The 25,496-nt window shown below is 62.7% G+C and carries 19 protein-coding genes; 6 read left to right on the forward strand and 13 right to left on the reverse strand.

Features of this window, described 5'->3' with window-relative positions:
- Positions 1-15: 15 nt before the first annotated feature.
- A complete protein-coding gene (locus GYK42_RS10305; protein WP_034756165.1) occupies positions 16-264 on the forward strand; it encodes a hypothetical protein in 249 nt (82 codons plus the stop codon).
- A 163-nt stretch (positions 265-427) separates the two neighbouring features.
- Complete coding sequence (locus GYK42_RS10310; protein ID WP_034784591.1) at positions 428-625, forward strand: hypothetical protein; 198 nt, start codon at positions 428-430, stop codon at positions 623-625.
- Positions 626-682: 57 nt separating this feature from the next.
- Here GYK42_RS10310 and GYK42_RS10315 read toward each other — a convergent pair whose 3' ends face one another.
- On the reverse strand, positions 683-1,801 hold the full coding sequence (locus tag GYK42_RS10315) for a phospholipase A (protein WP_240943539.1): 1,119 nt from the start codon (positions 1,799-1,801) through the stop codon (positions 683-685).
- 285 nt (positions 1,802-2,086) lie between these two features.
- On the opposite strand from GYK42_RS10315, the gene fusA reads away from it, so the two are divergent.
- Positions 2,087-4,195 carry an elongation factor G gene (fusA, locus tag GYK42_RS10320; RefSeq protein ID WP_166447428.1) on the forward strand — a complete coding sequence of 703 codons (2,109 nt, stop codon included), beginning with the start codon at positions 2,087-2,089 and terminating at the stop codon, positions 4,193-4,195.
- 98 nt (positions 4,196-4,293) lie between these two features.
- Here the strand turns inward: fusA and GYK42_RS10325 are convergent, their stop codons facing one another.
- The 4 genes from GYK42_RS10325 to GYK42_RS10340 are packed head-to-tail and all read right to left on the reverse strand — an operon-like array spanning position 4,294 to position 8,935.
- Entirely contained in the window at positions 4,294-5,463 is a 1,170-nt protein-coding gene (locus tag GYK42_RS10325; RefSeq protein ID WP_166447429.1) for an HlyD family efflux transporter periplasmic adaptor subunit, read from the reverse strand.
- Positions 5,464-5,484: 21 nt separating this feature from the next.
- Positions 5,485-6,921 carry an efflux transporter outer membrane subunit gene (locus tag GYK42_RS10330; RefSeq protein ID WP_166447430.1) on the reverse strand — a complete coding sequence of 479 codons (1,437 nt, stop codon included), beginning with the start codon at positions 6,919-6,921 and terminating at the stop codon, positions 5,485-5,487.
- Positions 6,922-6,938: 17 nt separating this feature from the next.
- Positions 6,939-8,444, reverse strand: a complete 1,506-nt coding sequence (locus GYK42_RS10335) for a DHA2 family efflux MFS transporter permease subunit (RefSeq protein WP_166447493.1) — start codon at positions 8,442-8,444, stop codon at positions 6,939-6,941.
- Between the two features lie 56 nt (positions 8,445-8,500).
- Positions 8,501-8,935, reverse strand: coding sequence for a MarR family winged helix-turn-helix transcriptional regulator (locus tag GYK42_RS10340; protein ID WP_152280889.1), 435 nt, complete (start codon positions 8,933-8,935; stop codon positions 8,501-8,503).
- 130 nt (positions 8,936-9,065) lie between these two features.
- Between GYK42_RS10340 and GYK42_RS10345 the strand changes: the two genes are divergently transcribed.
- The gene (locus tag GYK42_RS10345; RefSeq protein ID WP_166447431.1) at positions 9,066-9,596 is read left to right on the forward strand and encodes an SRPBCC family protein; all 531 of its coding nucleotides are present in this window, start codon (positions 9,066-9,068) and stop codon (positions 9,594-9,596) included.
- Positions 9,597-9,669: 73 nt separating this feature from the next.
- Here the strand turns inward: GYK42_RS10345 and GYK42_RS10350 are convergent, their stop codons facing one another.
- The 3 genes from GYK42_RS10350 to GYK42_RS10360 form a co-directional block, all read right to left on the reverse strand.
- Positions 9,670-9,906 carry a hypothetical protein gene (locus GYK42_RS10350; protein WP_166447432.1) on the reverse strand — a complete coding sequence of 79 codons (237 nt, stop codon included), beginning with the start codon at positions 9,904-9,906 and terminating at the stop codon, positions 9,670-9,672.
- 63 nt (positions 9,907-9,969) lie between these two features.
- Positions 9,970-10,410 (reverse strand): hypothetical protein, encoded by a 441-nt coding sequence (locus GYK42_RS10355; protein ID WP_166447433.1) that lies wholly within the window; start codon positions 10,408-10,410, stop codon positions 9,970-9,972.
- 116 nt (positions 10,411-10,526) lie between these two features.
- Positions 10,527-11,441, reverse strand: a complete 915-nt coding sequence (locus GYK42_RS10360) for an alpha/beta hydrolase (protein ID WP_166447434.1) — start codon at positions 11,439-11,441, stop codon at positions 10,527-10,529.
- 140 nt (positions 11,442-11,581) lie between these two features.
- Here GYK42_RS10360 and GYK42_RS10365 point away from each other — a divergent pair, with 140 nt between their 5' ends.
- A complete protein-coding gene (locus GYK42_RS10365) occupies positions 11,582-14,782 on the forward strand; it encodes a PAS domain-containing protein (RefSeq protein WP_346768080.1) in 3,201 nt (1,066 codons plus the stop codon).
- Here GYK42_RS10365 and GYK42_RS10370 read toward each other — a convergent pair.
- Genes GYK42_RS10370 through GYK42_RS10385 form a run of 4 tightly spaced genes read right to left on the reverse strand, consistent with a single transcriptional unit; the run spans position 14,776 to position 23,212 of the window.
- Positions 14,776-17,661 (reverse strand): hybrid sensor histidine kinase/response regulator, encoded by a 2,886-nt coding sequence (locus tag GYK42_RS10370; protein ID WP_166447435.1) that lies wholly within the window; start codon positions 17,659-17,661, stop codon positions 14,776-14,778. The genes GYK42_RS10365 and GYK42_RS10370 overlap by 7 nt on opposite strands.
- Before the next feature lie 7 nt (positions 17,662-17,668).
- On the reverse strand, positions 17,669-18,859 hold the full coding sequence (locus tag GYK42_RS10375; protein ID WP_166447436.1) for a hybrid sensor histidine kinase/response regulator: 1,191 nt from the start codon (positions 18,857-18,859) through the stop codon (positions 17,669-17,671).
- Entirely contained in the window at positions 18,849-19,730 is an 882-nt protein-coding gene (locus GYK42_RS10380) for a CheR family methyltransferase (RefSeq protein ID WP_166447437.1), read from the reverse strand. Before GYK42_RS10380 ends, GYK42_RS10375 begins: the two co-directional genes overlap by 11 nt.
- Positions 19,730-23,212: a response regulator gene (locus tag GYK42_RS10385; RefSeq protein ID WP_166447438.1), complete on the reverse strand. Its 3,483-nt coding sequence runs from the start codon at positions 23,210-23,212 to the stop codon at positions 19,730-19,732. Before GYK42_RS10385 ends, GYK42_RS10380 begins: the two co-directional genes overlap by 1 nt.
- 282 nt (positions 23,213-23,494) lie before the next feature.
- Between GYK42_RS10385 and GYK42_RS10390 the strand changes: the two genes are divergently transcribed.
- Complete coding sequence (locus GYK42_RS10390) at positions 23,495-23,947, forward strand: Hsp20/alpha crystallin family protein (RefSeq protein WP_166447439.1); 453 nt, start codon at positions 23,495-23,497, stop codon at positions 23,945-23,947.
- A gap of 199 nt (positions 23,948-24,146) precedes the next feature.
- On the opposite strand, the gene GYK42_RS10395 is transcribed toward GYK42_RS10390, so the two are convergent.
- The gene (locus GYK42_RS10395; protein WP_166447440.1) at positions 24,147-25,493 is read right to left on the reverse strand and encodes an MFS transporter; all 1,347 of its coding nucleotides are present in this window, start codon (positions 25,491-25,493) and stop codon (positions 24,147-24,149) included.
- Between the last annotated feature and the right edge of the window lie 3 nt (positions 25,494-25,496).

A 25,496-nucleotide genomic window follows, 5' to 3' on the forward strand; every position in this document is an offset into this window, starting at 1 on the left:
GACAGCTTTACTATCATGGAACAGATCGATCAGCGTTACCTCGTGCAACAGAACAAAATCAGCGATGGCGAGACCAAGCCGCCCGTGTTTGCCAAGGTAATGCGCAGCAAGGAAGGCGTGTTTGAAGGCGTGTCCTTCATCAAGTCGAAGGACAAGGCCTCGATCCTGACCATCGAAGATGCCAACCAGGCCATCAAATGGGCCACCAGCAAGAAGCCGAACGCGCATGAGTACATCACGAAAGTGATTTGCGTCGGTCAATAAAGCTATCCGCACGCACCGCTCATTCCCGTTTTTGCACCGTTCATCCCCCCAGCACGCAGTTCATCGCATGGCCGTTGCCGTCGTGGCGGCGCTTGCATAGAGTGGCGTCACGGTAGCGGGGCAAGCACGGCTTGCTCCGCACATTTCATTCTAGGGGGACGCGATGCTGGGATTTGTGCTGTGGCTGCTGCTCTTGCTCGTATGCTGGCCCCTGGCCTTGCTGGCTCTCGTGCTGTATCCGCTGGCCTGGCTGCTGTTGCTGCCATTCCGTTTGATCGGCATCGGCGTGGAAGGCGTGTTCGAATTGTTGCGCGCCATCGTCATGCTGCCGGCCCGCGTGCTGGGCGGCGGCCGGCGATAATATTTCCCATAAAAAATGGCGCCCTCGGCGCCATTTTCGTTTCTGTCACTGTGCTGCTTACAGGTCGACCATGAAACCGGCGCCGATCGATTTCTGCGAATAGTTGTAATCGATCAAGCTCTGGCCATAGCCGGAGAACAATTGCAGATAGCCTTTCAGATTGGCCTTCAACGGGAAAGCCCAGCTGGCCTGCATCGAGCCATGCTTCTTGCTGAAATTACGGCGGGCCGTCACGGCATACTCGTGCCCCTTGTTGCGGTAGCTCACGCGCAAGTCGCCATGTCCCATGTAATCGGTGATGTCGATATTGTCATTGTCGGTCTTGCCATTGTCGAGGCGGTGCCAGACACGGGCCGTGACGGCCAGATTGTCTTTTTCCATGCCCAGCTCGGCATACACGCGGTTCCAGCTGCGCGACAGGGTCGACGTCTGGCCGTTGGACTGGTGCACGAGGCCGAAGTTTAGGTAATTGAATTCCACGCCCGCGAAATTCTTGTTGATCGGCAAGATCAACATCAGTTCCGGCTGGTAATTGGTCTCGCGGAACGGGCTCGATGCCTTGCGGTTATATGCCTGCCAGAAACTTTGCTGCGTGTAGCCGAACCACATGTCGATCGGCGTGCCGGCGATGTCTTCCAGCAGCTTCATCTTGAAGCTCAGCTGGAACGTCAGTTCCACATGCTGGCTCTTGATGCCGGCCGGCGTGAAATCCTGGAACGGCTCGTCGTTCGAGGCGTCGCTGTAATTGGCCAGCAACAGATAGGTGTCGCGGTGCGGGCGGAAGTTGAACAGGCCGCGTTTCGAGGCGTCGTTCAGTTCCCACGATTGCTGCGTGCGCGAAATCGGCGCTTCCGGTGGCGCTGCGCCAGCCTGCGCGATGGCCGGAATGGCGGCGTTGACGGCATCCGGCGTGGCCACGCCAGGCGGACTGACGGGGGTGATGGGGGCAACCTCGGCTGCCGCCGCCAGGGTGACGGCAGCGGTGGCGGAATCACCACCGGCGGCGATGGTGGCCTTTTCCGCTGCCTTGGCCAAGGTGTCGAAGCAACCCAGGCGGGCGCTGGCGTCGCCAAGCACGGCGCAACGCTGCATTTGCTGTTCCAGTTCGCCGGCCATGGCCAGCGCCGGGGATGCCAGCAGGGAAGAGAGGATTATTTTTCTTAGTTGGATAGTCATAGGCTGAGTAGGGCATGTCGTTCGGTGCGCACCTGGGCTGCATGCCGGCGGCGTCGCCTTGCATGGCGGGATGCCATGCGTATTGATTTTTATTAATCTTTGTTGAATTAAAGTTCAAAAATTAACGTCTGGGAAGTATAGCCGAAACCGCAATTAGCCTTCGTGTCCCTGACGTGCGCAAGGCGGACAGTGTTGCGCGCTTGGTAAACGGCGGCTGCCGTGCCGGCCAAATCGATGTCTGATACACTGGAAAACCGGGTACCGGGGCTAGCCATGGAGATTGTGATGACCCGCAAAACACCTATCGAGCGCTACCGCAACATCGGCATCAGCGCCCATATCGACGCCGGCAAGACCACCACCACCGAGCGCATCCTTTTCTACACCGGGGTGAATCACAAGATAGGCGAAGTGCACAATGGCGCCGCCACCATGGACTGGATGGAGCAGGAGCAGGAGCGGGGCATCACCATCACCTCGGCCGCTACAACGGCCTTCTGGAAAGGCATGGCCGGCAACTTCCCCGAACACCGCATCAACATCATCGACACGCCCGGCCACGTGGATTTCACGATCGAGGTCGAGCGCTCGATGCGCGTGCTCGACGGCGCCGTGATGGTGTATGACGCCGTCGGCGGCGTGCAGCCGCAATCGGAAACCGTCTGGCGCCAGGCCAACAAATACCATGTGCCGCGCATCGCCTTCATCAACAAGATGGACCGGGTGGGTGCGGATTTCCTGCGCGTGCGCCAGCAGATCGCCGACCGCCTGAAGGGCGTGGCCGTGCCCATCCAGCTGCCCATCGGCGCCGAGGACCATTTCACGGGCGTCATCGATCTGCTGAAAATGCGCGCCATCACCTGGGACGACGCCAGCCAGGGCGTGCAGTTCAGCTATGGCGAGATTCCCGCCGAGCTACAGGCACAGGCGCATGAGTGGCACGATCACATGGTCGAACACGCGGCTGAAGCCACGCTCGACATGACGGAGCGCTACCTGAATGGCGACACGTTTACGGAAGCGGAGCTGAAACAGGCCTTGCGCACGCGCACCATCCGCAATGAAATCGTGCCCATGCTGTGCGGCAGCGCCTTTAAAAACAAGGGCGTGCAGGCGATGCTCGACGCCGTCATCGAATACCTGCCGTCGCCGATGGAAGTGCCGCCCATCATGGGACACGACGAGCACGACAACGAGGTGGAGCGCCATCCGACGGACGACGAGCACTTTGCCGCGCTCGCCTTCAAGATCATGACGGACCCGTTCGTGGGTCAATTGACGTTCTTCCGCGTGTATTCGGGCGTGGTGAATTCGGGCGACATGGTCTACAACCCCACCAAGAGCGCGCGCGAACGACTGGGGCGCATCCTGCAGATGCATGCGAACGAGCGCAAGGAAATCAAGGAAGTGTATGCGGGCGACATCGCCGCCGCCGTGGGCCTGAAAGCCGTGACCACGGGCGACACCCTGTGCGCCATCGACCACGTCATCGTGCTGGAAAAGATGATCTTCCCGGAACCCGTGATTTCGCAGGCGGTCGAACCAAAGACCAAGCCGGACCAGGAAAAGATGGGCATCGCCCTGAACCGCCTGGCGCAGGAAGACCCGTCGTTCAGGGTGCATACGGACGAGGAATCGGGCCAGACCATCATGTCGGGCATGGGTGAATTGCACCTGGAAATACTGGTCGACCGCATGCGGCGCGAATTCGGCGTGGAAGCCAATGTCGGCAAGCCGCAGGTGGCTTACCGCGAAACCATCACGCGCGCGGTGGAAGACGTGGAGGGCAAGTTCGTCAAGCAGTCGGGCGGTCGGGGCCAGTACGGCCACGTGGTGCTGAAACTTGAACCTTTGGAGCCGGGCACTGGCTACCAGTTCGTCGACGCCATCAAGGGTGGCGTCGTGCCGCGCGAATTCATTCCCGCCGTCGACAAGGGCATCATTGAAACCTTGAAATCGGGCGTGCTGGCCGGCTATCCGGTCGTCGACGTGAAGGCGACCTTGACCTTCGGCTCCTACCATGACGTCGATTCGAACGAGAATGCCTTCCGCATGGCCGGCTCCATCGCCTTCAAGGATGGCATGCGCAAAGCCCATCCCGTGTTGCTGGAGCCGATGATGCAGGTGGAGGCGGAAACGCCGGAAGAGTTCATGGGTAACGTCATGGGCGACCTGACGGCCCGCCGCGGCATGGTGCAAGGCGTCGACGACATTCCCGGCGGCGCGGGGCGCATCGTCAAGGCCCTCGTGCCGCTGGCGGAAATGTTCGGCTATTCCACCACCCTGCGTTCGCTGACCCAGGGCCGCGCTACCTACACGATGGAGTTCAAGCACTATGCGGCCGTGCCCAAGCATATATTGGATCAGGTGGCGGCGGCTGGCAAGGCAAAGTAGGTCGGATTAGGCCCTCGGGGCCGTAATCCGACAATATTGTTGGCCGAGGCCGGTGGTGGCGTCGGGTTACGCGCTTACACGCTAACCCGACCTACGCATCAATTCAGCAGGTTTTGCGCAATAATCGCATCGGCCATCTTCTCCGCCTCGACCACCGGCTGTTCCAGCGCCTTGGTCGTGTAGACGGTGGAAGCCACCATCGGCTGGTCCAAAGTGGCCCCTTCGCCATGGCTGGTGTCGACCGTTACCGTAGTCGACAGGCCGATGCGCAGCGGGTGGGCGGCCAGTTCCTTCGGGTCGAGCGTGATGCGCACGGGCACGCGCTGCACCACCTTGATCCAGTTGCCCGTGGCGTTTTGTGCCGGCAAGAGGGAAAATGCGCTGCCCGTGCCGGCCGACATGCCCAGCACCTTGCCGTGATACACCACCTTGCTGCCATACAAGTCCGTTTCGATGGTGGCCGCCTGGCCCACGCGGATATTGCGCAATTCGGATTCCTTGAAGTTGGCATCGACCCACAGCTGGTCCAGCGGCACGATGGACATCAAGGGCGTGCCCGGCGTCACGTGCGAGCCCAGCTGCACGCTGCGCTTGGCCACATAGCCCGAGACGGGCGCGACCACGGCATTGCGGCGCACGGCCAGCCACGCCTGCAGCACGTCGCCCCTGGCGGACAAAATCGCCGGATGGCTGGCCAGGTGTACGCCGGCCACGCCCGATTTGGCCGACTCCGCCTGGCGCTGTGCCACGGTCAAGGCCGCTTTCGCGTCGTCGACGGCCTGTTTCGCGTGAGCCAGGTCTTCGCCCGAGATCGTCTGGTCCGCGGCCAGCGGCGCACGGCGCGCCAGATTGCCCTGCGCCGTGGCCAGGGCCAGGCGGCGCTGTTCGATGACGGCGTCATACTGCGCCACATTCGCATAGCGTTCGCGCTCCTGGCGCACGACGTTGCCCAGGCGTGCCTCGGCTTGGCTCAGGGCCAGGTCCGCATCGATGGCGTTCAGGGTGATCAGGGGCGCGCCCGCCTTGACCATCTGCGTCTCGTCGGCGCGGATGGCGTCGACATTGCCCGTCACTTGCGCGGACAGGGTGACGAGGTTGCCTCCCACGTAGGCGTTGTCCGTGACCTCTTCCTTGGCCAGCACCAGCTGATAATAGGCGGCCCAGGCCGCGCCGGCCACGAGGAAGGCGGCCGTGATGGCGATGAGGACGGCCTTGCGCTTGCCCGGCTGTTCGGTTGGGGAGGTCGTTGCTGTGGTATCGCTGCTCATGATGTAGTCCGTAATCGATGGTTATTGTTGTGCGGTGGCGTTGGCGGAAAAATCGCTGCTGCCCCGGTAGCCGCCGCCCAGTGCCACGCTCAGGCTGATTTCCGCGTCCTGGCGCTGGTTTTGCAGCTGCATGCCCAGGTCGACCTGGCCGCGCACGGTCATTTCCGCATTGAGCTGCGTGGCGCGGTCGGCCAATCCCTGTTTCAGCCTGGCATTGGCGTTGCGCAGCTGCGCCTCGCTGGCGCGCAGGTTTTCCTGCTGCAGGCGCAGCTGGTTTTCCACGCCTTGCACCTTGGCGCCCGCTTGCGCCACGTCGCGCACCACATTAAACACGCTCTGGTTGTAGTCGGCGATCAGTTCATTGCGTTCGCTGCGCGCGCCGGCAAGCTGCGCCTGCAGGCGGCCGCTGTCGAACAGGGGCAAGGACAGGGCCGGGCCGATGAACAGGGTGCGGCTGCCCGATTGCAGCAGCTTGCCCAGCTTGATGGCATCCAGGCCGAACGAGGCACCCAGGTCGATATCGGGATAGAACGATGCCTGCGCCGCCTCGATATTGCTCATGGCCGCCTGGACTCGCCAGCGCGCCGCCTGCAAGTCGGGCCGCCGCGCCAGCAACTCCATGCCCAGCTTGCCGGGCAGGGCGCGCGGCAGCGGCTGGGCTTCTTTCGGCTGCAGGCCGGCCAGTGCCGTGCTGTCCGCACCGAGCAGGGCGCGCAAGGCTTCGCGTTCCGTGACGATCTGCGTTTCCAGCAGGGCAATTTGTTGCTGCAGCAGGCTCAAGCGCGTTTGCGCTGACAGATGGTCGTCGCTGACGCCCAGGCCATGGGCGATGCGCTTTTCCTTGTCTTCCACCAGTTGCTGCTGCAATTTCACCAGCGCATGCAGGTTGTCCATGCGGGCCCAGCCATTTTGCATGCTGAAGTAGTGGCGGGCGATCTCGGCCGCCAGCATCTGTTCCGCCATCGCGTACTCGGCGCGGCGTGCATTGACTTCGCCCAGGCTGGCCGCGATCTGCGCCTTGTGCTTGCCCCACCAGTCGAGGTCGTAATGGGCTTGCACGCCCACGGTGAATTCATTGTAGTAATTGCCGCCGATGGGTGCGGGCATCAGGCCATTGGCCGAATAGCGCTGGCGGTTGGCGCTGGCGCCCAGGTCCAGCCTGGGGCCGCGCTCCGCATGTTGCGCATCGAACGCGGACAGGGCCGAGCCGATGCGGGCGTTGGCCACGTCCAGGCTGGGGCTGGCGGACAGGGCGTTGTCAATCAGCTGGTTCAGCTGAGCGTCCTGGAACTGGCGCCACCATTGGGCGGCTGGCCAGCCTTCGCTGGCCAGGTGGATGTCGGCCGCCAGTTGCGCCTTGGCCAGGTCTTGCTGCGGCAACTGTTGCGTGTCGGGCGGGATGCTGGCGCAGCCGGCCAAAGCCAGGCTCAACGTCAATATGCGCAGGGAAAGTTTCATAGGTGTGTGCATGAGGGTTATTCCATGGCCGCGTGGTCAACCACGACAGGCGCATTCTTCTTCGGTGGTTTTATCAGGAGCAAGAGCGGCAGCACGAGGATGGTCAGCCACATCATCAGCCAGAAGTCGTCGAGGTAAGCGATCATCGATGCCTGCCGCGTGATTTCGCCATTCAGCGCCGCCATGCCCGTGCTCGTGCCCAGGTCGAACACCTGGGATATGCCGGGGTCGTGCAGGGCCGGGTTGGCGATATTGATGTGTTCCGTCAAGGACGCATGGGCGATCTGCGTATTGCGCACCAGCAAGGTCTGCACGAGGGCAATGCCGATGCTGCTGCCAATATTGCGCACCAGGCTGTAGATCGCCGTGCCTTCCGCCCGCATCTGCGGCGACAGCGTGGCAAACGTGGCCGCGCTCAGCGGCACGAAGACGAGGCCCAGGCCGATGCCCTGGATGATGCCGTTCCACACGACGGTCTTCGGCACCAGGTCCAGGGTGAAATTGGCCATTTGCCACAGCGAAAACGCGGTAATCGAAAAGCCCACGCCCAGCAGGATGCGCGTGTCGATCCTGCCCGTCAGCTTGCCGACGATCAGCATGGCCAGCATCGTGCCCAGTCCGCTGGGCGCCGTCACCAGACCGGCGATGGCCGCCGGGTAATTCATCAAGCCTTGCAGCATCGACGGCGTCAGCGCGCGCGTGGCGAACAGCACCATGCCGACGATGAAGATGAACAGCAAGCCGCTCACATAGTTGGAGTTCTTCAGAAGCCGGTAGTCGAGGAAGGACTTGCCGGCCGGACGCAAGGCCGTGTGCGCAATGAAATAACAGAGGCTCATGGCCAGCACAATGGCTTCGATCCACGTTTCCGTCGAAGAAAACCAGTCGTTCTGCTCGCCCCGGTCCAGCAGCATCTGCAGCGCGCCGATGGACAGGCTCAAGGTCGCAAAACCGAACAAATCGAAATTCATGCGGCGGTTCGGCGGGTCCTTGCGGATATAGCGCCAGATGCCATAGAAGGCCATGGCGCCGATGGGGATGTTGATGAAGAAGACCCAGCGCCAGCTGTAGCTGTCCGTCAGCCAGCCGCCCAGTGTCGGTCCAAGGATGGGACCGATCATCACGCCCATGCCCCAGATGGCCATGGCCGAGCCGTGTTTCTCTCGTGGATTGATGTCGAGCAGCACCGCCTGCGACAGCGGCACCAAAGCCGCGCCGAACACGCCCTGCAGCAGGCGCGCTGCGACGATCTCGGACAAGGTGCCGGACAGACCGCACAGCACGGAGGCGAGCGTAAAGCCGGCAACGGACACGAGAAAGGTATTTTTCTGCCCGAAGCGGTCGCATAGCCAGCCCGTCAGGGGCGTGGCGATGGCGGCGGCGACAATAAAAGAGGTCAATACCCAGGTGATCTGGTCTTGCGAGGCGGACAGGCTGCCTTGCATGTGGGGCAGGGCGACGTTGGCGATGGTGCCGTCGAGCGCCTGGATGATGGTGGCGAGCATGATCGAAATGGTGATCATGCGCCGGTTCAGGCTGGGGTCTTGCGAAGCCGGTAGAGGGGCTGCCGTCACGGAATTCACGCCGACTTCTCCGTTGCCGCCTGCAGCGCTTCCAGCAGCTCGGTGGCGGCCCGCAGCTGGTCGGGATCGATGCCCTGCAGCAGTTCCTTGCGGAAGCCATCCGCTTCCTTGCGCACGGTGTCATACACCTGCATGCCCGCCTCGGTCAGCACGACGAGTTTTACTCTACGGTCCGTTTCCGATGGCTGGCGCTGCACGAAGCCCGATTTCACGAGCCGGTCCAGCATCGACACCATGGTGGGGTTTTCCACGCCCAGTTGATGGGCCAGCTCGCTTTGCGAGGGCGGCTGGGGCGACTTGGCGATCATGGCGATGCACATCCAGCTCGCTTGTCCCAGGTCCAGGTCTTTCAGGCGCCGGTCGATCGCATGGCGCCAGCCGCGCGCCGTCTTGTGCAGCGCGGCGGAAAAGCGCTCTTCGATAGAAGTCATAATGTGAGTCATCTAATGGTTAGGTATCTAACTAATATTCTAGCATGCAGATTTCAAAGGCGTACAGGCCTTCCCGTTTATTGGCGTCGCTGGTACATTAACAGTCAGCCCATCACGATCAGGAGAAAGCATGACGACGGAAAAACAGAAGCAGGACGGACAGCATCGCGACAGCAGCGACTTTGTCATCACGCAAACTTTCGACGCCCCACGCGATCTCGTGTTCCGCTCGTGGGTGGAGCCGGAACGTCTGGCCCAGTGGTGGGGACCTGTCGGCTTCGAACTGAGCGTGCTGGCGCTGGACCTCAAACCGGGCGGCGTTTTCCATTACGGCATGCGCGCCGACAATGGCTATGAGATGTGGGGCAAGTTTACTTACCAGGAGATCGAAGCGCCGGAAAAGATCGTTTCCATCCTGTCGTTTGCCGACAAGCAGGGTAACGCCGTGCAGCACCCCGTCAGCGCCACCTGGCCATTGGAATCGTTCAATGTCATGACCTTGACCGAGGAGAATGGCAAGACGACGATGACGTTACGCTCCACGCCGCACAAGGCGACGGATGAGCAGCATGAGACTTTTGTGGAGGGGCATGAGTCGATGACGCAGGGGTTCAAGGCGACGTTCGCCCAGTTGGCACAGTACCTGGCGCGTGTTCAGTAATCGTATTGTTTTGAACGGCGGCTATTAAAAACAGCGGGCTGGAGTCGCGGGAGCCTTTGTTCAGGGCTCGGGCCTATTCTTTTTGTTGTTGATTGCGGAAGTAATCGCCATCTGGATCCAGATCATTGTATTCACGCACGATAGGGTGTTGGAGCGTGACCCACAAGTGGCCGATCAAGCCAGCCAACGCGCGTAAATGCTCAGACCGCTCGATGTCGGGAAGCGTGCGAATAATACTGTCCGCTTCGTTAATGATTTTTCCCATACGTTCATACGTCGACATAAGCTGCTGCGCGGTTGAATAATCCATTTTTCTTCTTTCAAAATCAGTTGCCAGGCACTTCAACGCAGATTTGAGCAGTAAATCTCCCAGTCATGGCCAACAGTCAATATCCGCCTTCGCCGGGTCATAGCTATCTGCCTCAATCTCCAGGATAAACTCATACGGTGATGAGGGCGCGAATTCAGAACGAAGGAAAATACAGTCACCCACGAGTGCCGTATTGAGACAATCATCCATCAGCTGCGCTAGCTGATGGATATCACTGACAGGTCCGGCTATCCAATGGTCGGTAATTTCTGAAGTCGGCCAAGTTCCGATTTCAAGATATTTGTACGGTTCGAAGTGTTCGTGTTCCGAAACGCCTCCCTTACATGGGTCGGCGGCGTATGCGCGCATCGCCTCGGCGAATTGCCGAAGTCCGGCCATGTGACCTCGCAATCGCCACTCTTTGAGGTCGTCATCTCTATCGTAGAAAAAGCCAAGCTCACGCCATTCGCGCTGGGTCATGGCATTGATTTTTGTACTTGGCATATCATTCCTGTGAGTCTGCTTCTGGTCGTGTTCCGCCCGGGGCGATAGCTCTCCCGCATGGTTCACCTTCATTGCCCGGTTCGAAACTGCGTATTTGCATGCATTGATAGCGTACCTTATTGGCTCTTGTCGTCCGTCATCCCTAGCATCCCCCGAACCACCGGCAAAATCATCCCCCAAGCATTCGACGTGGCCGCAATCTCGTCATAATGGCTTGCCCCCGGCAAAATCAGCACCTCCGCATGGTCACCGGCCTTCACAACTTTCGCTGCATAGTCATGCGCCACGCGGGGCGGGGAGATGGTGTCGAGCTCGCCCGTGGCCAGCACGGTGCGGCTGCCGTTGGGCATCAGGTCGGCGGCGTTGGTGTCGCTGTAGATGTCGGGGCGCTCGGTGCTTGCGCTGCCTGCAAGCTGGGCGATGTCGCGCTCGCAGCTGGTCTTGATCAAGTCCTTTTCATGGCGCAGGTCGGCCAGGCCGCCCAGGCTGACGATGTTTTTCACTGGCAGGTAGTTGTCGCGGTACAGGGGACTGGTCCTGGGCAGTTTTTCCCGTCCTGCGATCCATTGCACCAGCTGGCCGCCGGCCGAGTGGCCCATGGCGACGATGCGGTTCACGTCCAGCTGGTATTGGGGGGCGTGCTGCTGCAGGCTGTCGAGCGCCGCGTGCATGTCTTCGTAGGTGCCCGGATAGCCGCCGCCCGGCTCGTCCACCCGCCGGTACTCGACATTCCACACGGCGATGCCTTGCGCGACGAGGGCGCCGGCCACGTTGCGCATCTGCTTGATGCCGCCGAAGGCCACCGTCCAGCAGCCGCCATGCACGAGCACGACGACGGGGAACGGTCCCGTGCCTGCCGGCCGGAACAGTTGCGCGTATTGCGACGGCGCGGGGCCATAGGCGATCTGCGCCGTGGGAGGGGGGCCGTTCAGGGCCAGATAGTCGTCCAGGCTCATGGGGGCGGCGACGGCGCCGTGGACGGAGGCGAGCAGGGCGGAGGCAATCAGGGCGGACGGCAAGGAAGTAGGCATGCTGGTTTTCGCTTGAGAAGAGAGCAATACTTTAGCATAGGGCCGCACGGTCGCAGAGATCAAGCAGTACGCTGTTTTCCTCCTGCAAGAGGGGTGCCACATGGTATATTCCGGGCATCAGTTTTCCCCTTATCGACACGGTGCACGCAAACAACATTCTTTCCTTGCTGGACGCCGAGCATAGTGCGCTGGGCAGCATCGCGGCAGGCGCCGACCTGGCCCATGCATTGGAGCATTTGTTGCTGGCGCTGCAAGTGCTGGCCGACGGCGGCGCGCATGCCTGCCTGGTGCTGATCGACGAGTCCGACCGCTTTTGCGGCTTGTCCGCACCCAGCCTGCCACAAGACCTGTGCCTGGCCTTGCGCCACGCCGGCGAACAGCCTTCGCCGTTTGGCACGGCGGCCTTTTCCGGCGCGCCCGTGTATTGCGGCGACATCACGCGCGACGTGCACTGGAGCGCGGGACGCAAGGAAGCCTTGCTGCACGGTTACCGCGCCTGCTGGGTCGCCCCCGTCTTTGGCGCCAAAGGGCATATCCTGGGCGTGCTGGGCCTGTTTTTCCAGGCGACATGCCATCCCACGCAACCGGAGATCGAACTGCTGGTCCTGGCCGCACGCGTGGCCGCGCATGTCATCGAACGGGGCCAGCTGGAACAGGCGCTGCACGACAGCCGCGAACACTTTCATTACGCCATTGAGCTGAACACACAAGTGCTGTGGACGGCAGACGTCGACGGCAAGCTCGACTATGTCGCGCAGCGCTGGCGCGAATGGACGGGCGGCAACGGCCTGGGCACCAGCTGGCTCGAAGCCATCCACCCGGAAGACATCACCCATTCCTTGGCAGCCTGGAGCGAAGCGGTGGGCAGCGGCCAGCCTTTCGACCAGGAAATGCGCGTGCGCCGGCAGGACGGTCAGTACCGCTGGGTGCATTCGCGCGCATATTGCCGGAGAGACGAGCGCGGCCAAGCCGTGAAATGGTATGGCTCGTGCGAGGATATCGACGAACACTGGCAGGCCCGTAATGCCTTGCTCGACAGCGAGGCGCAGTTCCGTTCGCTCGCTTCCACCATGCCCAACCAGGCCTGGCTGGCGCATGGCAGCGGCGCCACATACTGGGTCAACGAACAGGTGTGCGAATACACGGGACAATCGATGAAGTCGCTCGTGTCCAGCGGTTTCCGCCACTGCGTGCATCCGGACGACTTGCTGTCCACCCAACAGAGCTGGGACCGTGCCGTCGCCACAGCCAGCGCCTATGAACAGGAGTTCCGCATGCGCCGCGCCAGCGATGGCGCCTACCGCTGGTTCCTGGCGCGCGCCTTGCCCCTGTTCGACGAGGCCGGCAAGGTGCTGCGCTGGGTGGGCACGAATACGGACGTGCAGGAACAGAAGAATGTGCTGGAAAAGATGGCCTACCTGAATTCCTCGCTGGAAGTGGAAATGGCCAACCGCACGGCCGACCGCGACCGCATGTGGCGACTGTCGACCGACATCATGCTGGTGGCGGACCTGTCCGGCATGATCATCGCCGTCAATCCGGCCTGGAGCAAGATACTCGAGCGTCCGGAAGTCGAATCGCTGGGCATGGATTTCATCAGCCTCGTGCATCCCGACGACCGCATGACGGCCCTGCAGGATTTGTCGCGCCTGGCCCACGGCGCGCCCACCTTGCGCATGGAAAACCGCTACCGGTGCCGAGATGGCGGCTACCGCTGGATTTCCTGGACGGCCGTGCCGGCGCAAAAGCTGATCCATGCCATCGGCCGCGACGTGACCGATGAAAAAGAGGCGCGGCTGGCGCTGGTGCGCAGCGAGCAGGCGCTGCTGCAGGCGCAGAAGCTGGAGTCGATCGGCAAGCTGACTGGCGGCGTGGCCCACGATTTCAATAACGTCCTGCAAATTATCTCGGGCAATTTGCAATTGTTGAAACTGACGGTGGCCGACAATCCGCAAGCAGCCCGGCGCCTCGATTCGGCCGCCTCGGCCGTCGAGCGGGGCGCCAAGCTGTCGTCGCAGCTGCTGGCCTTTGCGCGGCGTCAACCGTTGAAACCGCTGGTGACGGACCTGGGCCGCTTGTTGCGCCGCATGCATGAGCTGATCCGCCGTGCGCTGGGCGAGGCGATTAGCGAGGAAACCTTCATCAGCGAAGGCCTGTGGCATACCCTGGTCGACCCGAACCAGATGGAAAACGTGCTGCTGAACATGGCCATCAACGCGCGCGATGCGATGGACAAGGGCGGACGCCTGACGTTCACCTTGAGCAACGTCACGCTCGACGCCGCCTACGCAAGCTTGCATGCGGACGTGCTGGAGGGGCAATACGTGCTGCTGACCATCACCGACACGGGCCACGGCATGGAGCGCGACGTGATCGACCAGATCTTCGAGCCGTTCTTCACTACCAAGCGCGAAGGCGAGGGCACGGGCCTGGGCCTGTCCATGGCCTACGGTTTCATCCGCCAGAGCGCGGGCCACATCAAGGTGCACAGCGCGCCGGGCGCCGGCACGACGTTCAAAATATATTTACCGCGCTCGCTGGAAAAGCTGGCCGAGCCGCCACCGAGCCTGACGGGCCCCGTGCTGGGCGGTGGCGAGACCATCCTGGTGGTGGAAGACGATGCGCCCGTGCAGCACACGGTAGTCGACATGCTGCGCGGCCTCGGCTACGACGTGCTGCATGCGGACGATGGCGCCTCGGCCCTGGCCCTGCTGGGCACGGGCGTGGCCATCGACCTGCTGTTTACGGACGTGGTCATGCCCGGTCCCGTCAGCAGCAAGGAACTGGCGCAGCAGGCCAAGCTGCTGCTGCCGGAGCTGGCCGTATTGTTTACCTCGGGCTACACGCACAACGCCATCATGCAGGGCGGTCGCCTGGACCCCGGCGTGGAGCTGTTGAGCAAACCGTACCAGCGTGAAGACCTGGCGCGGCGCATCCGCCATTTGCTGGCCGACCGCCGCCTGGTGGGCGCGCCCGACCCGTCCGGACGGCGCATCCTGCTGGTGGAAGACAATGACGATGCGCGCGAAATGACCACCGAGATGCTCAATATGCTGGGGCACACCGTGCACGGCGTGGCCAGCGCGGAAGCGGCCATGCCGCTCCTGGCCATGCCGGGCCTGGACGTGCTGGTGACGGACATCAGCCTGCCCACGATGTCCGGCCTGGAACTGGCGCGCCATGCGCGCGCGCACTGGCCGCAGCTGGACGTGGTGTTTGCTTCCGGACACGACTGGGGCGCCAGCCTGATGCAGGACGCCAGCGCGCGTTTCCTGCGCAAGCCGTTTGGCCTGGAAGAGCTGGCCGGCGCACTGAAGGCGCGCCGGCTCGACGTCTACTGAATTGGCGCCAGCAACGCCAGCTGCAATTGTTCGACGCTAAATGGTTTGACGAGGAAGCGCGCCTGCGGGTCCAGCACGCCGGAATTGGCGGGCGCATGGCCGGTGGAAAACACCACTTCCAGCTGCGGCTGCTCGCGCGCCGCGACCTCGGCCAGCTCGACGCCCGACATCTGCGGCAGGCTGATATCGGTCAGCAGCAGATCCAGTCCCGGCGTGCCCAGCAGGGGCAAGGCTTCCTCGGCCGTGCCCACGGCCAGCACCGTGTGGCCCAGCATGGCCAGCAGGTCGCTTGTCATGGCGCGCGCGTCGGCATTGTCTTCCACCAACAAAATATGGCGTCCCGCCGGCTGCGCCGGTGCGGGTTGCGGCGCCAGCTGCGCGCGGTACTGGTGCAGCGCCGTCACGTGGCGGCCGTTGGCCAGCAGGTGGCGGATGCGCCGCGCCAGGTCTTCGCGCCGGTATGGTTTACTCAATAGTTCTACGCCCGGTTCCAGCCGGCCGCCCTGCATCATGGCGTCCTGCGTATAGCCCGAGGTAAACAATACGGCCAGCTGCGGCAGCAGTAAGCGGGCCTGGCGCGCCAGCGCCGTGCTGGCCACCTTGCCCGGCATCACCACGTCCGTAAACAGCAGGTCGATGGGGACGCCGCTGCCGATGACGGCCAGCGCGCTTTCGCCATCGCTGGCGCGCAGCACGATGTAGCCCAGGCCGCGCAACATGTCGACCACCGTCGTCTGCACTTGCACGTCGTCTTCCACGACAAGGATGGTTTCCTTGCCGCCCAGCACAGGGCCGCCCAGTTGCAGCGGCAGTTCCGTTTCCGCTTCCAGCGAACGCGGCAGATAGATGCGGAAAGTGCTGCCATGACCGGGCAAACTGTCCACCGTCAGGTGGCCGCCGCTCTGGCGCAGGAAGCCGTAGGCCATGGACAGGCCCAGGCCCGTGCCTTCGCCTTCCTTCTTGGTCGTGAAGAACGGTTCGAAAATCTTGTCCAGCAGCTCGGGGGGAATGCCCGTGCCCGTATCCGAGACAGCCAGCTGCACATAGTCGCCGGGCGCCACGTCCGCATGGCGGGCTGCGTAGTCGCTGCCCAGCACGATGTTGCTCAGTTCGATGGTCAACTGGCCCTGGCCATCCATGGCGTCGCGCGCGTTGATGGCCAGGTTGAGGATGACGTTTTCCAGCTGGTGCGGGTCGACCAGGGCGCGCCAGCAGTCGTCGGCCAGCAGCCAGCGCGTTTCGATGGTTTCGCCCGTGGCGCGCCGCAACAGCTCTTCCGTCGAGCGCAGCAGGTGCGCCAAATCCGTCACCAGCGGTTTGAGCGGTTGACGCCGCGCAAAGGCCAGCAGCTGAGCCGACAGCTTGGCGCCCCGTTCCACGGCGGCCGAGGCGCTGGCGATGCGCTTGGCGGCCAGCGGATCGCGGTCCAAGGTCAGCTGCAGCAGCTGCAGATTGCCCGAGATAATTTGCAGCACGTTATTGAAATCATGTGCCACGCCGCCCGTCAGCTTGCCCAGCGCTTCGAGCTTTTGCGATTGCAGCAGGGCCATCTCGCTGTGGCGCAACGATTCCTGCATGCTGCGCAGGGTGTTTTGCGCCTCTTTCTCCACAGTGACGTGGCGCCCCGTGGCGAAAATCAGGTCGCCTTCGATGGCCGCCACCCACGACAGCCAGCGGTGGCCGCCATCGCGGTGCCGGTAGCGGTTTTCAACGCTGGACATGGCTTCCTGCCTCACTTGCTCCAGCGCCTGGCGCGTGGCGGCCGCATCCTCGGGCAGCACGAAGTCGAACAGGCTGCGGCCCAGCATTTCCTCGGGCAGCCAGCCCAGGATGGCGCCGGCGGCCGGGTTCACGGCGGCAAAGCAGCCCTCGGCATCGATGGCCACCATCAGGTCTTGCGCGCTGCGCCACAGCCGCTCGCGTTCGCTGTTGCGCGCGGCCAGGTCCGCTTCCAGCTTTTTTTCCACGGTGATGTCGCGCGCGCTGCAATATACCTTCTCACCTTCGGGCACGGCTACCCACGACAGCCAGTGCCAGCCGCCCAGCTTGTGGCGGTAGCGGTTTTCGAAGCGCAGCGCCGGCTGGCCCTGGTTGGCCGCGTCCCAGGCCGCATAGGTGCGCGGCAAGTCGTCCGGGTGGATCAGCTCAAAAAATTTCGTCGTGCGGATTTCTTCCGTCGACCAGCCCAGGGTGGCTTGCCAGGCGGGGTTCGAGTGTTCGAAATAGCCGTCGAGATTAAGCACGCCCAACAAGTCGGGGCTGACGTTCCAGGTGCGGCCGAATTCGCGCGTGCGCTCGGCTACTTGTATTTCCATGTTGGCAGTCAGGGCGCGCAAACGCGACTCCGCCCGGGCCCGCAAAATGGTCGACCAGACCCGTTCCGACACTTGCACAGCCAGTTCGATCTCGTCCGCATGCCACAGGCGCGCCGCGCTGCTGTGCACGACGAACAAGGCCGCCAGCTGGCCATCCTTGGCAATCGGAATGTTCAGGAAGGCGCGGATGCCCAGGCGCGCGAACGTGGCCAGCGCGGCCGGCATGGCCGTGCGCGGGTCGCTGGCCACGTCGCTGACGGCGAGCGCCTGGCCCGCGGCCAGCGCATCGGCCAGGCGGGCCGCATAATCGCCGAGGAAATACTCGCCGGCGGCGCCCGGTGCCAGGCCATCGCTCCACGCATGCTGCAGGGTGGGGCATTGCAGGGTCTGGTCGATATCGAAACAGGCCACTTGCTGGGCGCCCAGGCGCTGTCCCAGCAGCTGCGCCGACAGGGAAAGGATCTCGCCCGTGTCTTGCAGCAGGCGCAGCCGGCGTTCCAGTTGCAGCAGGAAGGCGACGCCGCTGGCGCCGGCCTGGCTGCGGGGGGCGGGTGTGCTGGTCATACCGGCCTCAGCTGCCGGCCAGCGGCAGGGTGACGCTGAACAGGGCGCCATTGCCGGGCTGGCTTTGCAGGGTGATGGCGCCGCCATGCGCATCGACCAGCTGCTTGGTGATGAACAGGCCCAGGCCCAGGCCACCCGTGCGGTCCTGGTGCATGACGCGTTCGAAAGCGTCGAAGATGCGTTCCTGGTCGCGCGCATTGATGCCGATGCCATGGTCGCGCACTTCGATGACGGCGCTGTTCTGCGTGTGCGCCAGGCTGATTTCCACGGGCTGGCCCTGGCCGTAGCGCACGGCATTGCTGATCAGGTTGACAACGATTTGCTCGACGCGGAAGGCGTCCCAGAAACCCTCGATGGGCTCGAAGGCCATCACTTCCAGCATGCTGCCCGTGGCGGCCGCATACGGCCCCAGGTCGTCCGCCACCCGGTGCACGAGGCTGGTCAGGTCGACGGCTTCGCGGCGGATCGACAGCTTGCCGCTGGTGATGCGCGACACGTCGAGCATGTCGTCGATCAGGCGCACCATACTGCGGATTTGCCGCCCGTCGCGCGCCACCATCTTGCCCAGCTTGTCCGGCTCGAAGGCGGCCAGGTTGCCCCGTTCCAGGTTGACGGTGCGCATCTGCGTTTCCAGGAACAAGGTGTTCAGGGGCGTGCGCAGTTCGTGCGCCACCATGGACATGAATTCGTCGCGCAGGCGTAGCGAGCGCTGCAGTTCAGCCTGCGTGGCGCGCAATTCCTTCAACAGCGCTTCCTGCTGCTGGCGGCTGTGCTCGAGCGCCTGTACCTGGCGCCGCGTCTCGCTGCGCTGCTGGTGCAGGGCGACGAAGACGTTGACCTTGCTTTGCACGGCATTGATGTCGAGCGGTTTGTGCAGGAAGTCGACGGCGCCGCTTTCATAGCCCTGAAAGGCGAAATTCATTTCCTTGCCGGCCGCCGTGACGAAGACGATGGGGATGTGGCGCGTCTTTTCCGTGCCGCGCATCAATTGCGCCAATTCAAAACCATCCATTTCCGGCATTTGCACGTCGAGGATGGCCAGCGCGAAATCGTGCTCGAGCAGCAAGGCCAGCGCTTCTTCGCCGGACGAGGCTTGATAGACGCTGCGGTCGCTCTCGCGTATCAGCGCATTGAGCGCGCGCAAGTTCTCCGGCAAGTCGTCGACGATCAATAGTTTGGTGCTCGTTTCATTCATCATGTTTCATTCCTGACATGTGCCGCCCAGCGTAGTGGGAAGCGGCGTGCGACGGCGCACGCTTGCGGTAGAGCTTTTCGGGACCCGGCAGTGGTTCGAAGTCGGCGGCAAAGCGCGTGAAATGCGTGCTTTCCTTGCTGCCCAGGCCCAGGAATCCCCGGTGGCACAGCGAATCGTGGAACAGGCCCAGGGCCCGTTCCTGCAAGGTTTTATTAAAGTAAATCAGTACGTTGCGGCACAAAATCAGTTGCGTTTCAATAAACACGCTGTCCGTGGACAAGCTGTGATCGGCAAAATTGATGCTGTCGAGCAGACGCTGCTGGAAACGCGCCGTGGCATGTTCGACCGTGTAGTAGTCGGCCAGCCGGCCCAGGCCGCCGGCAGCCAGATAGTTGGCGCCATACTCGTCGATCCGGTGCAACGGATACGCACCGCGCGCGGCCGTGGCCAACGCTTGCGGATTGATGTCGGTGGCGTAGATCGTGCTGCGTTCGAGCAAGCCTTCCTCGTGCAGCACGATGGCCAGCGACAGTGCCTCTTCACCCGTGCAACAGCCGGCCACCCAGATGGTCGGTGAGGGGTAGGTTTTCAGCACGGGCACCACGTGTTCGCGCAAGGCGCGGAAAAACGCCGGGTCGCGGAACATTTGCGTGACCGGCACGGTCAAAATCTGCAGCAGCGCGCCGAAGGCGACCGGGTCGTCCAGCACGCGCTGCTGCAAAGCGGTCACATCTGCACAATGCAAACGGTCAAGCGCGTGATTGAGGCGGCGCCGTTGCGAGGGCAGGGAGTAGTCGCGAAAATCATAGCTGTAGCGCTGATACAGCGCTTCCATCAGCGCGTGCAATTGCGCGTCTGTGGTGCGCTGGGACATCAGATGCGTTCCATCTTCGGCATCCACACGCGCAGCAGCGAATACAAACGATCGAGGTCGATGGGCTTGGCCAGGTAGTCGGACGCGCCCGCCTGCAGGCATTCTTCCTGGTCATTCTTCATGGCCTTGGCCGTGATCGCGATGATGGGCAGCTTGTTGTAGCGGCCATCGGCGCGGATCAAACGCGTGGCTTCCAGGCCATCCATGCCCGGCATCATGACATCCATCAGCACGAGGTCGATATCGTCCACGCTGTTGAGCTTGCTGATGGCTTCGAAGCCGTTGCGGCCGATTTCCACCACCACGCCTCGCTGTTCCAGCGCATTCGTCAGGGCAAAGATATTGCGCACGTCGTCGTCCACCAGCAAAATCTTGCGCCCTTCAAACACGCGTTCGCGGCTGCGCACCTGTTGCAGCATGCCCTGGCGCTCGCTTGACAGTTCGGATTCGACCTTGTGCAGGAAGAGGGTGACTTCGTCGAGCAGGCGTTCGGGCGAACGGGCGCCCTTGATGATGATGGAGCGCGAATACTTCATCAGGTCCGCTTCTTCTTCGCGGCTCAGGTTGCGGCCCGTGTAGACGATGACGGGCGGGAATGAGCACAGTTCTTCATGTTCCATGCGTTCGAGCAATTCGTTGCCCTGGATGTCAGGCAACTTCAAGTCGATGATCATGCAGTCGAAAATCTGCGTTTTCAGCAACTCCAGCGCCTGCTCGCCCAAGGCCACGGCCGTGATTTCCACGTCGTCGTCGCTGATCAGGTGCACCACGCTTTCGCGCTGGCGTTCGTCGTCCTCGACCAGCAGGATGCGCTTCATCTGCTGCGTGAATTTCGATTCGAGCTTGCGGAACACTTCCTTCAACTGCTCGCGCGTGCGCGGCTTGGTGGCGTAGCCGATGGCGCCCAGCTGCATGGCTTCCTGGATCTGGTCGTTGCCGGAGACGATGTGCACGGGAATGTGACGCGTCAGCGGGTTTTCCTTGAGCTGCTGCAAGACCAGCAAGCCCGGGCGGTCCGGCAAGCCCATGTCGAGCAGGATGGCGTCGGGCAGGAATTCCTCGGCCAGGCGCAAGCCTTCATCGGCGCCGTGCGCCACCAGGCAACGGTATTGCATTTCATGCGCGAGGTCGAACAGGATGCCGGCAAACGACGGTTCATCCTCGATTACCAGCACGGAACGCTGGCCCGTCTTGACGGCTGGCACGCTATTCCTGTCATCCTCGAAGGTGGGCAGCGGCACGGGCTTGGCTGCGGGCGCCGCCTTGGGCGCGGCGGCCGCGATTTTTGCGGGCGCTTGCGGCACTGCGGCCGGGGCCGGCGCCGCTTCCACTGCGCGTTCCGGCATGACGGCCGGCAGCACCAGGGTAAACGTGCTGCCCTGGCCTGGTGTACTGGCCAGCTCGATGCTGCCGCCCAGCAAGGCGGCCAGGTCGCGCGAAATCGACAGGCCCAGGCCCGTGCCGCCATAGCGGCGGCTGGTGGTGCCATCGGCCTGATGGAAAGCGTCGAAAATCTTGTGCTGCTGGTCGTCGGCAATGCCGATGCCCGAATCCTGTACCTGGAAGCGTACCTGGCCGGCTGCATCGGTGCTCACGTGCAGGGACACCGTGCCCGTATCGGTAAACTTGATGGCGTTCGACAGCAGGTTTTTCAGGATTTGCTCGAGGCGCTGGCGGTCGCTGACGAGCGATGGCGGAGAGTCCGGCGCCACCTTGACGCTCAGCGTCAGTTTCTTTTGCTGCGCCTGGGCGCCGAACAGCATCTTCATGCTGCTGAGCAGTTCGTCGAAGGGCACGCTTTCCGGCGTCAGTTCCAGCTTGCCGGCCTCGACCTTGGAAATGTCGAGGATATCGTTGATGAGGGTGAGTAAATCGTTGCCGGCCGAATAGATGGTTTGCGCAAATGTCACTTGCTCGGCCGTCAGGTTGCCGCTGGTGTTGTCCGATAGCAGTTTGGACAGGATCAGCGAGCTGTTCAGCGGCGTGCGCAGCTCATGCGACATGTTCGCCAGGAATTCGGACTTGTAGCGGCTGGCCCGCTGCAGTTCCTCGGCGCGCGCTTCCAGCTGGGCGTGCGCCTGGACTATGGCCATGTTCTTCTGGTCCAGCGACAGGGCCTGCACGGCCAGTTGCTCGTTCGACTGCTCGAGCGCCGCCTTTTGCTCTTCCAGGTGGGCTTGCGACTGTTCCAGCACGCGCGACTGTTCGCCCAGCTCTTCATTGGCCGTGCGCAGTTCTTCCTGCTGCACTTCCAGCTCTTCATTCAATTGCTGGGTTTCTTCGAGCACGTTTTGCAGGCGCTGGCGGTACAGGGCAGCCTCCAGCGAGGTGCCGACATTCGCCGCAATCAGGTTCAGCCATTCCTTGGCGCGGGCGCTGACGGGGTGCGTAAAACCCAGTTCGATGACGCCGTTGACGACGCCTTCATTGTTGACGGGCGCCAAAACCAGTTCCAGCGGCGCGCCGCGGCCCAGGCTCGACGTCACGGTCAGGTAATTCTCGGGCACTTGCTGCACATGCTTGAGGCGCTTTTCGCGCGCCGTCTCGCCCACCAGGCCTTCGCCCAGCTTGAACACCTGCTTGTCCTTCACGCCCTGATCGTTGAAGCCATACACGGCTGTGCGGCGCAGGCTGCCATCCTCGTCGACCACGTACAGGGTGGCGATGGCCACGTCGAGGCGGTGGGCGAGGAAGTCCAGCACGTGGCGTCCCAGTTGCGGCAGGCCCAGCTGGCCGCTCGTGTGGGCCGCCAGTTCCGTCTGCCCCGTGCGCAGCCAGGCTTGCTCCTGCAACACGTCGTTATCCTTGCCGCGCTGCTCGAGCGCATCGTTGTAGATATCGGACAGGCGCAGCAGTTCACGGCGTCCCAGGTAGGCGAGCAAGCCCGACAATCCAAGGCTGAGGACGAGGAACACGATGACTGCCAGCATGGTGCGGCTTTCAGCCGTATCGGCCCGTTCCTGGCGCAACCGCTGCTCCATGGACAGGAAGGCGAGGAATTCGCGGCGGATTTCGTCGAACTCCAGCTTGCCTTCGCCCTGGCGTACGCGTGCAAGGAATTCCTGGTTGTTGCGGCGCTGGGCGATCACCGCTTCCGCGTAATCGAGCCACTGGCCTTGCAGCGCGCGGATGCGACGCAAGCGGTCCACCTGGATGGAGCTGTCGGATATCAATTCCAGCAGGGTGCTCATTTCGACGGCGATCTTCGCCTTGCCCGACTTATATGGCGCCAAAAAAGTTTCGTCACCCGTCAGCAAATAGCCGCGCATGCCCGTTTCCAGGTCGACCGACAACTTCATGACTTCATTCGCATTGCCGATTACCCGTTCGGAATGCTCGACCGAGCGCAGGGCCGACAGCAGATAGGCGATCAGGCCGACGAACACGAGGGCCGTGACGACCCCGATGACCAGTGGCAAGGTCACGTTGCGGGCGAGGATGCGGCGAAAGCTGAAGGAGTCGATCGGGGTCTTGGTATTCATTATGTCCGTGTAAGGCTGTCGCGAAAAAGTCAATTTTAATTGAAATGCAAGCTTTCTGGTGGTCAAGCATAGCGTGCGCTAGCATAACAGCCTTGGGGCATTTTCCGCAGGCACAAGGCAGTGCAATGCGGGGCAGCGCACAGATGAAAGTAGAAGGAAAATCAAGGTGGCCATGATTGAGACAGATCAAAGAGATTGGTTGTTAGCATTCTAAGATGCAGGAGGTGGCGACGTCCAAGCGGACGGCCGCCGTGTGCAAACCAGCCCATGCAGGAGGACATCATGGCTAATCAACTGATCCGTCGCGATCCGCAAAACCCGCTGGCACGTTTCGGCCCGTTCAGCGACATGGAAGAACTCATGCACGACTTTTTCGCGCCCGCCTTGCGCCTGCGCGATGGCGGTTCGTCACGCATGCGTGTCGACATTTCCGAAACCGAACAAGCCTATCAGGTACAGGCGGACATTCCAGGCGTGAATAAAGACGATATCAAGGTCTCCATCGACGGCAGCCGCGTCTCCATCAGCGCCGAACTCAAGGATGAGCGAGTGACGCGCGACGGTGGCGGCAAGACCGTGCGCAGCGAACGCGAGTACGGCCAGCAATACCGCAGCTTCGTGCTGCCGCACGAGGTGGACGAGGCCGGCGCGCAGGCCCGCTATGAAAATGGCGTGCTGCTGCTGGACTTGCCGAAGAGGGAAGGCACGGGCGGGCGGCAACTGGTGATACAGTGAGCCGGGCCGGGGTTTAGCTGCGTAGGTCAGATTAGCGCAGCGTAATCTGACGATCTTCGTGGCGGCGCCTGTCGGCTTACGCCCTGCGGGCTAAGCCGACCAACGAAAAAACGCCGGACGGTGCCGGCGTTTTTGGGGTGATTTGGGGCGGCGGCGGGTTGCCACCCCAATTACCTCTCTATATATGTCAGTCTATATATCAGTCGCGGATTTCCAGCGCCCGGTTCAGGCTCAGGGCGGCCAGCGAAGCGACGGCGCCCGACAGCAGGTAGAAGCTGACATAGGCGAGGCCGAAGTTGGCCGACAGGCCCAGCGCCACCAGTGGTGCGAAGCCGGCGCCGACCAGCCAGGCCAGGTCGGATGTCAAGGCCGCGCCCGTGTAGCGGAAGCGGGCAGGGAAGTTGGCCGTCACGGCGCCGGCTGCCTGGCCGTACGACAAGCCCAGCAGGCTGAAGCCGACGAGGATGAACACGTCCTGGCCCGTATTGCCGCCACCCATCAGGGTTGGCACGAAGGCGCTGAAGATGGCGATCAGCACGGCCAGCACGCCCAGGGTGGTGCGGCGGCCCACTTTATCGGCCAGCAAGCCGGAAATCACCACGCCGATGGCGGCCAGTACGGCGCCCAGCATCTGGATTTGCAGGAAGTCCGAAGCGGAACGCGTCTGGTAGACGGAAATCCACGACAGCGGGAACACGGTGACGAGGTGGAACAGGGCGTAGCTGGCCAGCGCGGCGAGGGCGCCGATCAGCACGTTGCGGCCCTGGCCGCGGCTCATTTCAAATACGCTTACGGGCTGCAGTTCGCGTTCGTCCAGCAGGCGCGCATATTCATTCGTCGACACCAGGCGCAGACGGGCAAACAGGGCCACCACGTTGATGGCGAAAGCCACATAGAAAGGATAGCGCCAGCCCCAGTCGAGGAAATCTTCATCCGTCAGGGTGGTCAGCATGAACCAGAACAGGCCGGCGGCGATCAGGAAGCCGACGGGTGCGCCCAGCTGGCCCAGCATGGCGTACCAGCCGCGCTTGTTTTCCGGCGCGTTCAGGGCCAGCAGCGAAGGCAGGCCGTCCCACGAACCGCCCAGCGCCACGCCCTGGCCGATGCGCAGCACGGACAGCCAGATGATGGCGGCAAAGCCCAGGTGGGAATACGTCGGCAGGAAGGCGATGCCGGCCGTCGACACGCCCAGCAGGAAGAGGGCGAACGTCAGCTTGGCGCTGCGTCCCATGCGGCGCTGGATCTCCATGAAGATCACGGTGCCGAACGGTCGGGCGATGAAGGCAAACGAGAAAATCAGGAATGCATATAAGGTACCTTCCAGGCGTTCTTCAAACGGGAAGAAGACGCGCGGAAACACCAGCACCGAGGCGATGGCGTAGACAAAGAAGTCAAAGTATTCGGAAGCGCGGCCGATGATCACGCCGACGGCGATCTCACCGGGGTCGATATGCGATTCGACCGTGCCGGCCCCGCGTGCGTCGCGCAGGGAGTGGGGGGAAAAGTCGGCGGGTACATCCCCGCTGTGTATGCGCGTGCTGGACATGAT

The organism is Janthinobacterium lividum (assembly GCF_011601275.1).
GTDB lineage: Bacteria > Pseudomonadota > Gammaproteobacteria > Burkholderiales > Burkholderiaceae_D > Janthinobacterium > Janthinobacterium lividum_E.